The sequence below is a fragment of the Microbacterium sp. Y-01 genome, from assembly GCF_003856715.1.
Lineage (GTDB): Bacteria > Actinomycetota > Actinomycetes > Actinomycetales > Microbacteriaceae > Microbacterium > Microbacterium algeriense.
In genome coordinates this window covers 2,324,936-2,339,833 of record NZ_CP024170.1, presented here as the reverse complement: position 1 = coordinate 2,339,833, position 14,898 = coordinate 2,324,936, and the positions used below count along the sequence as shown (strand labels likewise).

14 protein-coding genes are annotated in these 14,898 nt (G+C 61.8%); 11 read left to right on the top strand and 3 right to left on the bottom strand.

Annotated elements, in window-relative coordinates; genetic code table 11:
* The first annotated feature begins 68 nt into the window (after window positions 1–68).
* From CSX12_RS11050 to CSX12_RS11020, 7 genes are all read left to right on the top strand, one after another.
* Window positions 69–875, top strand: coding sequence for a rubredoxin-like domain-containing protein (locus CSX12_RS11050; protein WP_124895798.1), 807 nt, complete (start codon window positions 69–71; stop codon window positions 873–875).
* Window positions 872–1,333, top strand: coding sequence for a TIR domain-containing protein (locus CSX12_RS11045; RefSeq protein WP_124895797.1), 462 nt, complete (start codon window positions 872–874; stop codon window positions 1,331–1,333). Before CSX12_RS11050 ends, CSX12_RS11045 begins: the two co-directional genes overlap by 4 nt.
* 189 nt (window positions 1,334–1,522) lie before the next feature.
* Window positions 1,523–3,337, top strand: coding sequence for a tetratricopeptide repeat-containing protein (locus CSX12_RS11040; protein WP_124895796.1), 1,815 nt, complete (start codon window positions 1,523–1,525; stop codon window positions 3,335–3,337).
* A gap of 8 nt (window positions 3,338–3,345) precedes the next feature.
* Window positions 3,346–3,981: a TIR domain-containing protein gene (locus CSX12_RS11035; protein ID WP_108717372.1), complete on the top strand. Its 636-nt coding sequence runs from the start codon at window positions 3,346–3,348 to the stop codon at window positions 3,979–3,981.
* Between the two features lie 288 nt (window positions 3,982–4,269).
* Window positions 4,270–4,743 (top strand): helix-turn-helix domain-containing protein, encoded by a 474-nt coding sequence (locus tag CSX12_RS18905; RefSeq protein ID WP_346773338.1) that lies wholly within the window; start codon window positions 4,270–4,272, stop codon window positions 4,741–4,743.
* 199 nt (window positions 4,744–4,942) lie between these two features.
* Window positions 4,943–5,905 carry a hypothetical protein gene (locus tag CSX12_RS11025; protein WP_124895795.1) on the top strand — a complete coding sequence of 321 codons (963 nt, stop codon included), beginning with the start codon at window positions 4,943–4,945 and terminating at the stop codon, window positions 5,903–5,905.
* 188 nt (window positions 5,906–6,093) lie between these two features.
* The gene (locus CSX12_RS11020; RefSeq protein ID WP_124895794.1) at window positions 6,094–6,795 is read left to right on the top strand and encodes a hypothetical protein; all 702 of its coding nucleotides are present in this window, start codon (window positions 6,094–6,096) and stop codon (window positions 6,793–6,795) included.
* 507 nt (window positions 6,796–7,302) lie between these two features.
* Here the strand turns inward: CSX12_RS11020 and CSX12_RS18485 are convergent.
* The gene (locus CSX12_RS18485) at window positions 7,303–7,443 is read right to left on the bottom strand and encodes a hypothetical protein (protein WP_164479565.1); all 141 of its coding nucleotides are present in this window, start codon (window positions 7,441–7,443) and stop codon (window positions 7,303–7,305) included.
* A gap of 225 nt (window positions 7,444–7,668) precedes the next feature.
* Window positions 7,669–8,724 carry a hypothetical protein gene (locus CSX12_RS11015; protein ID WP_124895793.1) on the bottom strand — a complete coding sequence of 352 codons (1,056 nt, stop codon included), beginning with the start codon at window positions 8,722–8,724 and terminating at the stop codon, window positions 7,669–7,671.
* 205 nt (window positions 8,725–8,929) lie between these two features.
* Here CSX12_RS11015 and CSX12_RS11010 point away from each other — a divergent pair, with 205 nt between their 5' ends.
* The gene (locus CSX12_RS11010) at window positions 8,930–9,205 is read left to right on the top strand and encodes a hypothetical protein (protein ID WP_124895792.1); all 276 of its coding nucleotides are present in this window, start codon (window positions 8,930–8,932) and stop codon (window positions 9,203–9,205) included.
* 398 nt (window positions 9,206–9,603) lie between these two features.
* Window positions 9,604–10,266: a hypothetical protein gene (locus CSX12_RS11005; protein WP_124895791.1), complete on the top strand. Its 663-nt coding sequence runs from the start codon at window positions 9,604–9,606 to the stop codon at window positions 10,264–10,266.
* 67 nt (window positions 10,267–10,333) lie between these two features.
* Here CSX12_RS11005 and CSX12_RS11000 read toward each other — a convergent pair whose 3' ends face one another.
* Window positions 10,334–11,011 carry a hypothetical protein gene (locus CSX12_RS11000; protein ID WP_124895790.1) on the bottom strand — a complete coding sequence of 226 codons (678 nt, stop codon included), beginning with the start codon at window positions 11,009–11,011 and terminating at the stop codon, window positions 10,334–10,336.
* A 380-nt stretch (window positions 11,012–11,391) separates the two neighbouring features.
* Between CSX12_RS11000 and CSX12_RS10995 the strand changes: the two genes are divergently transcribed.
* Together CSX12_RS10995 and CSX12_RS10990 are read left to right on the top strand one after the other, a co-directional pair.
* A complete protein-coding gene (locus tag CSX12_RS10995) occupies window positions 11,392–12,036 on the top strand; it encodes a hypothetical protein (RefSeq protein WP_124895789.1) in 645 nt (214 codons plus the stop codon).
* Window positions 12,033–14,897, top strand: coding sequence for a hypothetical protein (locus tag CSX12_RS10990; RefSeq protein ID WP_124895788.1), 2,865 nt, complete (start codon window positions 12,033–12,035; stop codon window positions 14,895–14,897). Before CSX12_RS10995 ends, CSX12_RS10990 begins: the two co-directional genes overlap by 4 nt.
* Window position 14,898: the final 1 nt, after the last annotated feature.

Genomic DNA, 14,898 nt, shown 5'->3' with positions numbered 1-14,898 from the left:
CACCAGCTCCTTCGCTCCACCCAGCGTGGCTCCCGGGATGTGTCAGAGGTCACCCCTAGCATTAAGCTATGCGACAGAACCGGGATCACGAGGGAGGCGCAGCGGCGCGTCGCCTTGGCGACCCGTGGCGCGAGCTCCCCGATGCTGGCCGCGGCTACCTGTCCGTCTACTTCTCCGAGCCCCTCGCGCGATGGCCAGTCCGCGAGATCACCCGGCCTGCGGACAACAAGAGCGACCCAAACATCGAGACCGGAACATACGGCCTGTTCTCCACCTGCGAGCCGTCCATGCGAAACCGGATCGTTCTCGATGGCGCGGCCACCATTTTCTTCCTCACGACACGCAAACCGCACCAGGGGAGGGTGATCTCCGGGTACTACCACGTTGGCTGGTACACGGAAGGTACCCAGGGAGCGGTGAACCGTGACTATGCCCTCGCTGCCGACAAGATGCACTTCATCGACCCCATCCTTGCGAGCGATCTGGATGAGCCACTCGCAGCCATCTGTTCCACGCAGTTCCGCACGATGAAGCCGATCGACGTTGAGACGGTGGCAGCGCTTCGCAGCATCTGCGACGACCGCCCCGACCGCACGGCCGATTACCTCGGCGAAGTCGCGCGCGTCGAGACGTTCGCACGTGCTCGATCGGGCTACGCATATCCCTCGTGGGGGCGGGAGGACGGATTTAGCTGGGCGGACGCTCCCGACTACTACCAGACGGACGCTGAGCTTTCGAAGGTGCCCAACAGCTCCAAGAACCGCAAGTGGCGATGCCGAGAGTGCGGATATGTCATTAAGAGCGGCGCGCTGCTGAAGAAGTGTCCGTTGTGCAAGCAGATGGCAACGCTCGCTCCGGCCGAGGAGGGCTCATGACACGTCGAGTCTTTATCAGTTACCAGCATGCCGATCAGATGAAAGCCCGTGGCTTGAACCTGATGACATACAACAAAAACGTCAACGTTGACTTCACGGGGCGGCACCTGCTCGATCCCGTGAAGAGCCAGGACGCAGACTACATCAGTCGAAAGATCAAGGAACGGATCAAAGGGTCATCGGCGACGATCGTGCTCATCGGGAAGGAGACCTCTCAAAGTGACTGGGTCGAGAAAGAGATCCAGTGGAGCAAGGAACAGGGAAAGGGCATCATTGGTATCCGCATCGATCCCGACGCCCCAGTCCCCGAAGGATTGACGGAGTACGGCGCGGAGATTCTCGACTGGAACAAGCCAGCCGATGTCAATCAGTTTGACGATGCCATCGAGCGAGCGATCGCCGCCACCTCCCGCGGCACGAGAATGCCCATGAATACGCCCACCACCTGTGGGCGATGAAATCGAATCGATGGCTCCTGGACTGCGCATAGCTAAGCGCTCACTATTCGAGGTGGTTAAGTGATCATCCTGTACGCCGGAGTGCAAGCCGATGAAGCCGGGCGAGCATCACCTCGGTTGCCGGAGACCTCCGAGAACGACCTCCTGATTCGACTCAAAGGACTCCTACAATCACTTCAGCCAAGTCGCATGGTTGGAGCACTCGCGTCCGGCTCGGATATTCTCTTTGCCCGTGCCGCGCTCTCGGAAGGTATTCCGCTGCGGATCGTCCTACCCTTCGCGAAAGAAGACTTTAGGAGAACCAGCGTCGAACCAAGAGGTGAACGCTGGCTCACACATTTCGACCGAGTAGTCAGTAACACGGCTGTCGACCTAGTTGAAGGAGATCGCCCCGTCGAAGAGACCGTGGAGGCGTTCAATGAACACAACCTCACGATGCTCGACGACGCGCGCGCACTGGTCGAAGGAACGGACGAACGCGTCTGGGTCATCACCATCCGTCCGGCGCCCGACCCGGGGGTCCCAACAGTCACCGACAATCTGGTCCTCCAGGCCGAGGAGAGGGGTCACTTTTCACTCGACCTAGCCCCTATTCATGATCAGGTCTCGGCGTTCATCGTCATGCCTTACGGAGTGAAAAAGGATGTTCGAACCGGTAAGAAGGTGGACTGCGATCCAGCCTTCCACAAGATCTATCGTCCATTACTTGAAGACGCTGATATTAGCTGGAACAGGGCAGACCTGGAGACAGACAGCGGCATCATACACTCGGGAATGCTGGCGGCCTTAGCTAACTCCGATCTCGCTTTAGTCGACCTCACGACAACGAACTTTAATGTTGCATACGAACTCGGTGTCAGACACATATTCGCAGACCGAGCCACAGTTCTTATTAATCCGCACATTGAGGGGCATGCGCGCCACGCGCCACCCTTCGATATCAACATGATTCGGATTCATTCGTTCACCCGGGGCCAGGCAGTCTCGGATACGCAAGCCGAGGAAGCGATACGAGCGTTGCGGCCTGTCGTCGAACGAGTAACGAGTGAGGTTGAAGTCGATAGCCCGGCGCATAGCTGGTTTGACTTGGCTACAGTGAAGAGGCCCTACTCCCAGTTGTCAGAGGTCACCGACGCGCTTACCGCTGAGAACGAGGCGCGCAACCGGGTCAGTGTGGCGGTCAAGTCATCTGACGCCGACGAGATGAACGCCGCTGCCCGCTGGGTAGGCTCTACGGCCGACGTTCACGAACCGCTGCGACGTAGCCTTCGGATTGAACTCGCTATCGGCCTGCACGCGGAGGAAGCCTACGAGGATGCGCGAGCACTTCTAGAAGTCGCTCAACCAAACCTTGATGATCCGCTGCATCGGATCTGGCTTCAAGAGAGCGTTATGGTCTATCGGCGTCTAGGGGAGGATGCGCAGGACCCTATTGTCCGGCAGGACCTCTGGCGGACGGCTCGTCAGTACCTTGAAGATGCCGAGAGCGCAGGCTACGCGGACTCCGAAACATACGGCAGCTGGGGAGGGCTGATCAAACGAGAGCTGGAGAATCGGCTCGACAGCGGAGATCCAGCCGTCGCGGCCAACCTTTTCCGTGAGATGGCAGAGAAGTATCGTGCAGGATTCGAAAGCGATCCCAGTTACTACACCGGAGTCAACTTGCTTATGGCACTCCGCCTCAGCGGACGGGAAAGGGACGACCCCTTCCGTGAGGAGTTCAACGAGGTCCTGACCGTTTCCCGTTTCCTCAACAGGCTTGCGATCGCGGACGAGCCCACCAACTATTGGGCGCTCGCAACACGTGCTGAACTCACGCTGCATGAGTGTCTTGAGAACAGTGATCCGGTTGATGAGGCTGCGGAGCAGTACGCAGAGGCGGCTCGGCATGGCAACGCCGATCAGGTCCGATCCACGAAGTACCAGCTGGGCTTCTTAGCTAGGTATGGCGACCCACAGGACGTGATCGAACGACTCAGAGCAGTGATAGAACAGGCGCGTTAGGAGAAACTATGGTCACGTACAGCTCGCGCACTCAGAGCGCCCTGCGGGAACTGGCTGCAATAACACGGCAGTACCAGAGTGTTGCGGAGGGAGATCGGAAAACCGCCTCGTCTCCTGGTCGCCACAAAGTGTTTGTCAGCTACCACGCGGTAGACGCGGTGGAGGTCCTTCAGTTTATTGAGGAGAATACGGATGTCTTCATACCGCGCGCTATCGGCATGGAAGAAGATGGCTCCGACATCATAGATTCGACGAACGTCGCGTACATTCGTCAGACGATTAAGACCAAATACCTGCGAGACTCGACCGTGACGCTCGTAGCGATTGGTGAATGCACCTGGGCCCGAAAGTTTGTGGACTGGGAAATATACACGAGCCTCCGCTCCGACCCTACTCCGAACGGCCTGCTAGCAGTTCAGCTGCCGTCCGTCGCCGGGTCCAGCCCCAGCCTCCCCGCGCGACTGTCCGCCAACCTTGCGCCGAAGAACGAGACGGGGTACGCCAACTATTACGTCCCACCCGCGAGCCAGAGTTCCCTTCGGACCTGGATTCAGCACGCCTTCGATGGGCGGACCTCTCGTTCGTCCCTGCTCAATGTCGGTGGCAAATTACGCGAGCGGAACTCGTCATGCGAACCGCAGTGAAGGTCGAGGCGCGCCCGAGCGTAGGTGTCTCCTGGCAGAGACTGTGTGCTGACTCCAAGGCGGAGCTGTCCGGAGCCCTCATTCAAGGGGACCAGAAGGGGACCAGAATCATGCAAACCATGCATCTCATGACGTGATGTGCATGATCTGACGCCCGGAATCATGCGCAAATCGGTCTCGCGGGAGCCGTCTGGACGCCTGGGGGTCAAGGGGTCGCAGGTTCAAATCCTGTCAGCCCGACCGAGAGAAGTCCCGGAAACTCAAGGGTTTCCGGGACTTTTTCTGTAGGTGGATGTGATCCGGTCATCGAAAACCCATCACTTTGACGCCCTCCCGGCCCTCTCAGGTCGCCGCGCTCTGGCAGGGGAGCGACCGTGCCGGTTGCTCGCGGTTCGCGGGCGGAAGCACGACGCACCTGTTCGATATGGACACCGAACACAGCCCAGCAGGCAACCCTGGGGCCTCGAACCGCTGCTCGACATCGGCGAGCTCGCCGCCTACCTGGGCGTGCCCGTCTCCACCGTCTACGACTGCCGCACCCGCGGCCTCGGTCCGCGCGCGTACTGCTTCGGCAAGCATCTGAAGTTCGCGCTCTCCGACGTTCGGATCTGGGTCGAGCACTCACGGAGCCCCAACAGCGGTGCTCGCCTATGTCTATCGGGGGAGCGTGCGTGGATCCGCACCAGGTCACCTGGCGAGAATCACGATCGGCGGGGGCGCAGTGCTCGACCAGAAAGCGCCTCGCCACCGGTCGCAGCTTAGCTGGCTATGCTGCGACCTCAATCAGCCCGTTGGAGGATCTCTTTGCGGGCATTGCCCAGTGCAGGAAGCTCGGCGGGCGGCCGATGCGGATCCGTTGCGAGCAGTGCACCATGGGCGGGCCACCATCCCGGTCTTACGAGTCCCCAGGCGGAGAAAAGTCGGGGCCTGAGGTGTCGTGGGCCCGCGCTATTGTCGGTGTGTGAGCCGCCACGACGAGGTACTGGAGTTAGCCGAGGAACTGATTACGGACATCGAGCTGTCCAGCACTTCGACATCCAAGCACGTGTTGAAGGCGGCTCGCCTGGCTCGCCTCACGCGAAACTCGGACGCGCAAGAATGGCTTTCCTTCGAGCTCAGCGGTGTTCCAAGCACCGTCGATGGTCGTGCATGGATGGTTAAGACCCGCCGATACTCGGACAAGGAAAACGGGAAGGGCTACTGGGGTTCCTCAGCAAGCATTGAGTCGACGCGGGACGCTTTCAAGAGTGCGCTCGCTGGTCACGCGGCAACTGTGAGCCTGTCGGGTGACGGCGTTCTTGGGGCCATGAATGGACGCGCCCGACAGATCAATGAGTTGAGCGGCTACATCGCACAACTCGACAAAGTGCTTAGCGCGGTCGATGCGATCACCTATCAGTTCGCCGCTGAGACCTACGACGAGGTCAAGTTCAGCGCGGCGCAGGCGACCGTGTTCGACCGCGCACGGGAACTGGTTGATGGTCGACTAGCGACGACCGCAGGTCAGAGTCTACGGATGGTCGACAGTGTGACCGAGCGCCTCGGAAGCGATGACCCAGCCGCGGTCAGCCAAGCAATGACTACATGTCGACAATTGATCGACTCGGTCGCGAACCACCTGTTTCCGCCACGCGCCGACCCGTATGACGTCGGTGGTCGCGAGCTACTGGTCACCGCCGACAAGGTGAAGAACCGCCTGAACGCATACATCCATTCGCGCGGCGTCACTGGAGGGCGAGCCGCTCGCCTCGGCAACGGACTCAATCACCTCTATGATCGTGTATCTGCTGGCGTGCACGACGCAGAATCGATCGACGGTCGCGAGGCCGAGTTCCTGTTCCTGAACACCTACATGCTGCTCGGTGAGATCCTGACGCTTGACTCGCCACGACCTGACGATCCGTCGCCCGCAGCGCTCCGCTGAGTTGGGCGAAGCCGGAGCCAACGCTTCCGGACTTTCAGAGGTCGAGAGTTACGATCTTGACGATCCCTAACCGGGCACTGCCCGTCCGAGGCCCTTGCACGGGCGTGATGAAGTTAGACCGTCGACCGTGCGGAGAGCGCCTAGCGGGGCGTTCTCGGACTGGCTGCTTCGTGCGCCAAGATGGTGGCGTGACGATGGGCCGGGAAGATGCGTACGCTGCGGTTGACGCGCTTGCGGAGTGGTCGGAGTGGCAGCCGTTCGCGGTCGCCGCGCCACGCGCGCCGCTCGTTCCCGGTGCTTATCAGATGCGTTTGCGGGAGGGGACCATCGTCTACATCGATATGGCCGGTGAGCGGCGGGGCCAGGGGATCAGAGGTCGACTTTCGATGTACCGTCGCGGCAAGGGTGCAGTCAGTGGCTTTGGTGAGGCTGCGCTTGACCGCGCGCTTGCGAACGCTTCGTTCATCGAGGACGACCTCGACAGCGTCTGTGCTGGCACACCCGCTCGGGCGTCGGTGCGGGCGCAGGATGCAATCCGGTGGCTTGACGTTGAGATTAGGTGGGCTGAGTGCGATACCCGTGAAGCTGCACTGACGCTCGAGACCGCCGCGTTGGATCTGCTGATGACGCACGTGATCTGGAATCGCGTTGCTTCACGGGGAGCAGATGGCTCCCGGCTCCGTGAGTCGCCCGCCGATTCGGTGCCGGTTAGCGCGGTCGATGGCGTGATGACGGTTGCGCTCTTGACAGCCGAGCTCGGACGCGTCGATGGCGGCAAGGCAGTCCGTCGGGCGCTGCTTGAAGGTCTCCCGGAACATGATCGTGGAAGCTCGTGGGATCCGCTCACCGCAGTCCAGGTAGCTTACGTGCGCTCACGTCTCGCTCGATAGCGCGGCGTGATCCGCGAGCCGAGAGCCCGATCCGCGGCGCCGACAATATGCTGGCGCGACGGCTACGATCGGTGCCACTAGATCGCTCGCACGAGGCCAGCGGGAAACCGGCCAGAGTCGCGAGATCACGACTTGGGGCACGTGATGCCGTGTGCTCGATAGATGCCACGACAAAGTACCGCTGTTACCCGCGGTTGTTCCTGTTTTTATGACATGGAGCCGCGGTTTCCACCTGCGCAAAGACCCCTCCGTCCCTCAATTCAGCCGGGCGTGCGCTGCTTGCGGTGCGCGTCAGGATGCTCGACCAGCACCGAGATCGGACTGTCGTTGGCGTCCATCCCTGCGCGCGTTGCGGCGCATTCCACCTGACTCCGAATCCCAGGTTGGCTAAGTCAGCATGGACGGTTCGAGCTCTCGCTCTTGCGTGCCAGTAGATCCGTCCTGGCTGGCGATCCTCGATCCCTCTGCGGTCAGTGCGCGGTGGTGGTCGTTGTCGTGCGAGTCGTTCTATCCAGGTTCAGTGGTGCGGATAACGCCGCAGCTCAGGCAAGACCAGGCGACGAGGAACTTCTCGTCATCGAGGACGTCGAATACCAACATGTCGCCGCAGGTCGGGCAGACCATCGGGCCGGCTTGCGAGTCACGCATGCCGCCAGCCTAAGACGGTGGGGCGTCGATCCTCATGCGGGCGGTGCACGAAAGCCGCGCGCTCGTGCACGGGAGTGAACGCGTGCGCCGCGTGCCCCGCACCTCGCCGTGCATCGCCGCGAGCGGCTCGCTACCTTCCGCCAAACAGCCGCTGCAGCAAGGGCTAACGCGACCTAGTGGGCGGGCGATCGTAAGTTCGCGATCCCATGCGGGTATTGAGCTCGATCAGCGCGGTGGCACGAGCGCGTTGAGCCGCCGCGCGCGTCTCGGCCCGAAGCTGAATCCGGGGATCCTCGTGTCGATCTCCATCTTGACCACCCGCTCCCACGATTCAGCGAGGACTCCGGGCGCAGTCCAGTCGGGGCGGTCGGGGAGCGAGGCCATCTGGGTTGCCCAGCTTGAGACCTCGCCTCGGCTCTGGAGCACCGCGCCCTGGTGGACATTGTCGAATCGGTCGGTCACGTCGTCGAAGTTCGCGGCGAGGTTGCCTTCGAGATATGGATAGCCGAGTCCGATGTCAAAGTTCGCCTGTTCGACGGTCTCGATGAAAGGTGCGAAGGTCAGGCGTCCGACGAACGTATGACCATACACGTATGGCACCTCGCCGACGGTCATCTGGCCGCAGACAACTCGGCAGTCGCCGCCAGGGCGGCGACCATCCATCCACGCCCTTGCGTGAGCCTGGTCCTCGGGCTCTTCGGGGTGGATTGGGGAGTTGACGCCTGGCTGGCTAAGAAGGGGAAATCCCGTCCACTCACCGTGCGCGTCTCGGTGAATGACTTGGGGCACGGCCTCGGCGAAGAAGCGAAGGACCGCGATCATCGTGGCGGTGACCTCCTTGCCCTCGAGCTCGGTCTGGTAGTGCGGCTCGAGCGCTTGAGTGCCCCGGCGGAGCCGAGCGACCACATTCGCTGGGACCGTGTCCCACACGGCGTAGACGCGGAATCCCAGCGTGCCGCCGATCAGCGTCATATCGTCGCTCGGCCGCACGATATGAAGGACGTGCTGCTGAATGTTCCGAGCGAACTTGACGGCCTCGATAAGTCCTGCAGCCGGGTGGCGATTGGTCGTGAACAGGCTCTGGTATGCCGGCGCCTGCACGATCTGGTTCGCGAGGAGGTCGTTCAAAGTCTGCGTCGCGGTCAGAAACGCGCGGACTCGCCGACCAAGATCACCCGCACCCGCCGTGTCGGCGTAGTACTCAGCGACAGACATCTGAAGGTCGCGCATCGCCTCCGTGAGCAGGGCGATCTCACTGCCTGAGAGTGATACGGCTGGCATCGGTCCAGATACTGAAGTCACAAGACGAAGCTATCCTTCGCTACGCGTCAGCCCGATGCACGTTGAAGCGTGTCCACGGCTGGTCGCAAGGATCCGTGAACGGGCGGTGCGCGATAGCGGGGCGAAGTGGGCAGAGAGTTGCCGCTGGATCTGCGAAGCTAGTGGGGTGCAACACGCCAAGCTCGGTTCGCGAGTGCCTCGGTCGATGACCCGCGAGCAACTCGGCGTGCATCTCCGCGAGATCCTGGTTGAAGCGCGACGAGGCCGGCGCCGTGACGGATCTTGGCAACGGGCACTGACTTGGAAGCCACCGCATGTGGCGGTCGATATGGCGGCAGCGGATGCCGTCGTCACGGTGGCGGAGCTGCGACGCGAGCCCACCAATGAAGTCGATCCGAACGCCGTTGAGGTATGGATCGATGGCCGACCGGTGGGTTACGTCGAGGCCTCGGAAGCCGCGCACCTTCAGACCGGCGTTTGAAATCTCGCCGGATGCGGTGATTGTGCCTGTGCGCCGGGCGAGGCGCAATCGCTCTCCGTTGTTCGACGTCTTCCTCCCAGACAGCCATCCCACCGCCCCGGTCGGCTGCGATGTCTGCAAGACGATGAACGCCAGGTCCCGCGACGAGCGCTATGGCGGGCTTGAGCGCGCGGGAAACAAGTCAGCCGTTATCTGGACACGCAACGGGTGGCAGCCGATCTAGTTCCGTGACCGCCTGGGGATTGACCAGCTCGTGCTCTCGGATCCCCTTCCGTGCGGAGCACGAAGGGCGGCCCCTTCCGCGCCAATCGAAACGTCAACCCATCTGTTGAAGTTCCACCCGCAGCTGAAGATGAGTGCGTACCCTACGAACATGACCAGCAAGTCGAACGTCTTCAATGGCTAAGGTCGACACGGGCGGCACGTTTCCCGATCTCCCGCAGATGCCACCGCTGCCACACCTTCGCCCACAGAATGCGACCGCATCGCAGATACTGGCGGAGTGCAAATCGATCGTGCGCGCGGTGCGAAGATCCATTCATGATGTTGAGCACAGCGCTCGGCCCGGCCCCCAGCTCGCGAGCATCCGCGCAGCGGTGGTCGACATCAGAAGAGTCACGTTCGTGCTGCAGACGCTGAGTAGTCGGGTGGAAGGATTCGGTGACTGGTACGCCCCGATCCAGGACTCTCTCAGAGCAGACCCGTTGATGCGGTACTTCGTCGACCTAAGAAACGAGACCGAGAAGCGTGGCTTGCCCGGAGCCATTGCCGAGCTATACAACTTGGAGACGGGTGCGGCGGTCGCCGACGTCGCCTGCTTTGAGGATCAGTACGGACTTGCCGTCAGTGGCGCGCTTCGACCAGACGTCGATCTTCCGGATGGCGAGCTCTCGGGGTCTTACAACCTGCGGAGCTTTCGGCTCCCGGATCCGCCTCGGAGTCATCGGGGTATCGAGCTAACGGACCTGCGCTTCGCGACTCTGGCTGAGTTGGCAGTGAGCTCTCTCGAAACGCAGGTTGTGGGCCCGGCCGTGGCGCGCTTTGGCACCTCAACCGAATGAGTTTCATTCGTACGGGGTGACCCTAAGAGCCGGGAGTGGCAGATCCTCCACCTCGTCGCGAGTGCGCTTATTCCCACGATCGTCTGCGAAGCTCGCGGCGGGTCAGTGGACGAGGATTCTCGGTCACAGCACCAACTGGGTCACCACTCGACACGGTGTTCGCTGACTCCGGCGACTGGCGATTCCACAAGTGAAGAACTGTCTCCACGACAGCGGGAGAAAGTGCAACGACTCCGACCAAAGCCGCGGCGCCTGCGCCGATGCCCAAGTAGGTGAGCCACGGCTCCGAAAAGTCGACATGCCCGCGCGTGGCTGCGAAGACCGCGACAGCACCAGCGCACGCCGCAAGGGTGAAATGAAGGGCGGGGACGACGCTTCGTTTGCGAAGTAGCGTGACGACCGCGACAGCGGCGATCACCAGCGTTGCTAACACCTCGTAACCGTTGGTTGATATCGATCCCCAGAGGTCGTCGGAGATCGAGTGAGCAATCTCGTTCAAGATCGGGATCTCTATCGACCGAGCTGGGAAGACCGGCAACACGCAGATGCCGCCAATGAAGGCACCGATCAGGACCATCCCCGCCGTGCGGCGGAACGTGTTCTGCCAATCTCCTGTCGCACGGGCGCCAGCGGATCGTGGTCGACACCTATCGCTGGTCCGCATGAGGAGGACGGCACCGAGGAGTGCCGCCAACATGACAACGTTCGCCACCCAACCGCTGAAGAGGTTGGTGAACAGATTCACCGCGACGGGCAAGAGAACAGCCGTTGCGATCACTCCTCGCGGCCAAGATCTACCTTCGCTCAATTGCTCCTCCCGGTCAGAGCGTACCGGCGACGCCAACTCATGTCCGTTCTCAACCCCGTCCCATACGGGCGATACTCGCTTAGACGACGGTGGCGTGCGATCCCTCCCCTTTGGGCATTGCTCGCACGCGGCACGACGGAGTGCGATTGCGTCAGGTCCTTGTTGACCGGGGACCCGAGGTCTGTCCCTGCGAGGCCGGACGTGGCCCGACGACTCCAAAGCAAGAAGAACGCTAGGTTGGCAGTCGTGATCAATTCAAGGCGGGGGCCAGCTGACCGCGCCACCCTTGAACCAGTAACCCTCCTGAGGTTGCGCGCGTGATGGAACCGATTCAGCAGAGGATCTTTGACGCGTTGGCCGAGCGTCGACCCGACCTCGCTGACATGTATCGCGCCGCCATTGATCAACTCCGCGTTTCGCGTGGTGAGGTCGGTGCTCGCACTCGCATTTCGTACATCTGTCACTCAATGCGTGAAGTGATGAACCGAATCATCACCGCAATGGGGCGCCCAATCGCTCCCGCCGTCAAACCTTCCACGAGCGAGCGAGTGCAACAGCTTCCAGACCTGCTGTCGCGGTTTCCCGACTTGCAGTTCGACGTCGGCCAGGAGATTGTTCCGATTCCGCGAGATGTGGCCGTCGCGATGGAGTCCCTCTTCAAGGCAGCCGTGCAGGAGAAGCGACGCAGCCGTGACGATGTCGCGGCCCTGCTTACCGATGACGGCAATACGGCGCACGCGGCTGTGTCGAAGTGGATCGAATCGAGAGGGTTCTTCGTCAAATGGGCTCACATCCATGATCGGGTTGTACCGAGCGCGGAGCTACCCAGCGACGACGAGATCAAGGCACACATTGCAACCTTTGAAACGCTCTTCGATGGCGTGATCACCCAGTTCTTCACCGCGCGGCAATCGATCGAAGATCTTCTCGCCGAGATCAATGACAAAGGAGACGCCGCGTGAGCGACCAGCGAATCCCGAACCAATCGCAGGTCGAAGCGGCGCTGCTCAGGATCCCGACATATCAGCTTCGTCGCGTCTTCTACGGAGGCCTGACCAACCCGCACTGGGTACTTCCACTCATGGAGGCCGGCGCCTTCTCAAGTCCACCTGAGCCGACGGTGACCGACGATGGGTACATCCAAGACACCTATTGGCCGGAGTTGGACTACCTGACGTGCGTCGCGCCGGAGGCTCCCGAAGCGGTCGTAGACGTCTTACTCGCCCTCGAGTCCAGCACGAACGCCTGGGTCAGGCGGGCGACCTTCGAGATCGGTGCCGCGATACCGGCTGCTGAAGGGACACGCCTCATCCCGCTGCTCAGGGCCTGGCACCCTACTGGCTTCGGCTGGCGCACCGACCCGCGAACGATGGTCTCCTTCGCTGCTCGTCTGCTCAATAGCAACGCGCGAAAGGAAGGCCGGTGGCTGGCGAACGCACTCTTCAAGCCGACTCCACTTGCGGACGACCCGAATCGGCTTCGCTCCCCAAGGTTCGGGCTTGAGGATTACTGGTTCGAAGAGGAACTGCCGAAGATCGTCCCCGCGCTCGGCGAAGACGCCCTGAAGGCACTGTCCGGCTGGCTTACTGACTATCTCCGCGCAGTTGGATTGTTCAGCGATGAACACGACATCAGCGGCATGACGCGGCCATCAATTCGGGACCGCGGCGACTCCCACAGGGATCCCGAGAACGCCCTTGTCGAGGCGATCCGGGATCTCGCCGCGCGCGCCGTGTGGGTGGATGCCGACGACACGGTTCAGATCCTCTTGCGACACCGATCCGTACTCCACCGGAAGATTGCGATGTTCGCGATTGCGGAAGCGGTCCGGGTCTCAGCGGGCAGCGGCGTCAATCCGAACCAACTGCTCCCCGCGGCGATCCATCTCCTCTCCGATCCAGAATCGGATGACGAGCACCTCAGGATTGAGTATGCGGAGCTAGCGCAGGCCATGTCCCAAGTCAATCCTGACGCTGTCTCCGTGATCGGTCCGTTCCTCGATCGCGCGTATGAGGTCGACCTGGAGCGGATGCGCGAGGCTGCCCGTGATGGTCGGCTCGTGGGAGAACACGAGGAAGACTTTCGCGACCGCGCCGACTCCTACCGCCACAGCTGGCTCGCCGCGATCGGCACGTCTGCGCTTCCGCCGACTCTCCAAGTCGAGTTGGAAGAGCTTGACACCCGTCGCGGTCAGATCGACAACCCGCTCGTGCCATTGGGAATTGTCACTACGTGGACAGGCCCGAACTCGCATACTTCGCAGGAGGAGATGGGCCGCATGACGCCAGCGCAGCTGGTGGCTCACCTGGCCAGTTGGCACGACGACGGCGACATCTGGGGGCCGCGTCCCTCTCACGAAGGGCAGGGACGAGAACTCGCGGGGCTTCTCACCGCCGCGCCAATGGCGTTGACCGGGGTGCCAGACCTCGTAGACAAGCTCCGGCCAACCTACCTGCGAGCAATCCTTGAGGGATTGGAGGCAGCAGTCAAGGCCGATCTCGAACTTGACTGGGAACAGGCCACCAGCTTGATCGATGATGTGCTGATCCATCCGATGGAGTCGCCATACAACATAGAAGGGTCCGATTTCGATGACGACCGAGACTTCCGCGCCACCAAGAAGGCGGCAATCGGCCTCCTTGAGGAACTCATCAAGCACCGCGACTTGGACCCCGTACCGCTCGGGTTCCGAAGAAGGTTCGCGCAACTTCTCATCAACGCCCCGAGCGACGACGCCTGGAACAGCTACGACAGCTTTGAGCCGCAGGGCGATTGGGACCCGCTTACGCTCTCCCTCAACTATGAGTGGCCGAAGCGAATCCGCGCCCTGATCTTCGCGGCGACGGCGGAACCGGACCCCTCCTGGAAGGGCGATGCCCTCAAGGCCCTCGCATACGAACTCACGCGAGACGACCGCCATGGCGCCGGAGACGCCGCTCTTGGGGAGGGCTTCGGTCGACTTCTCGCGCGGGCAGGATTCTGGCTTGATCTCCGCATCGAGGCGATGATCGGCTCGCACCACGGCCTTACCCGCCGTCAGCAGATCACGCTCACTACTATCCTTTCCACACACCGATACCACCCCGAACTATTCGATGCCCTCCAATCCGCCGTGCTCGGCGCGATCAGCGTCGGGGAAGCGCTCGTCGCTGGCTGGGACGGAGACTCGAAGCCACTACCGAGGCTCGGGGAATGGCTGATCGACGCCGTTATCCTAGGCCACAAGTCATTCGACGATCCCGAAGTGAAGAAGTTCTTCGCCGAGACGCCAGCGCGCGTGCGTGGCGATGCATTGGGCAAAGTCGCATGGCGGTTTCTCCACGCGACAAGCGTCGACGACACGATCCGCGACCGATTCGGCGGCATCTGGGACAACCGCCTCGCCCACGTGCATGCTCATCCCGAGGACTCCGCCGAACTGAGCGGTATATTCTGGCTCGCAAAAGCAGCCGCGTTCCCTCCGGAGTGGTGGCTACCGCGACTTCGCGCCGCATTAGCCCTTGCACCCGAGATAGCAAACGAACGCTACATGCTGGGCAAGGAGCTCGCAGCCGCGTCCGCCGAAAATCCACGCGAAGCGCTCGAGGTTCTCAAAGTCTTGCTCGACGAGCGACACGGCTCGGGGCTGACGACATTCGATCTGAGCATGCGGGCAGTCCCCAGCGTCATAGCAAACGCACTCAGGTCGGGCGACGACACGCTCATGCGCGACGCCGAGACCTACATGAACGAGCTTGGCGCACGAGGAAGCCTCGACCTCGACAAGGAGGTCAGGTCTCTGCTGGATGGTACTGCAGCGACCGGCGAGTTCGAAGACGAATAGG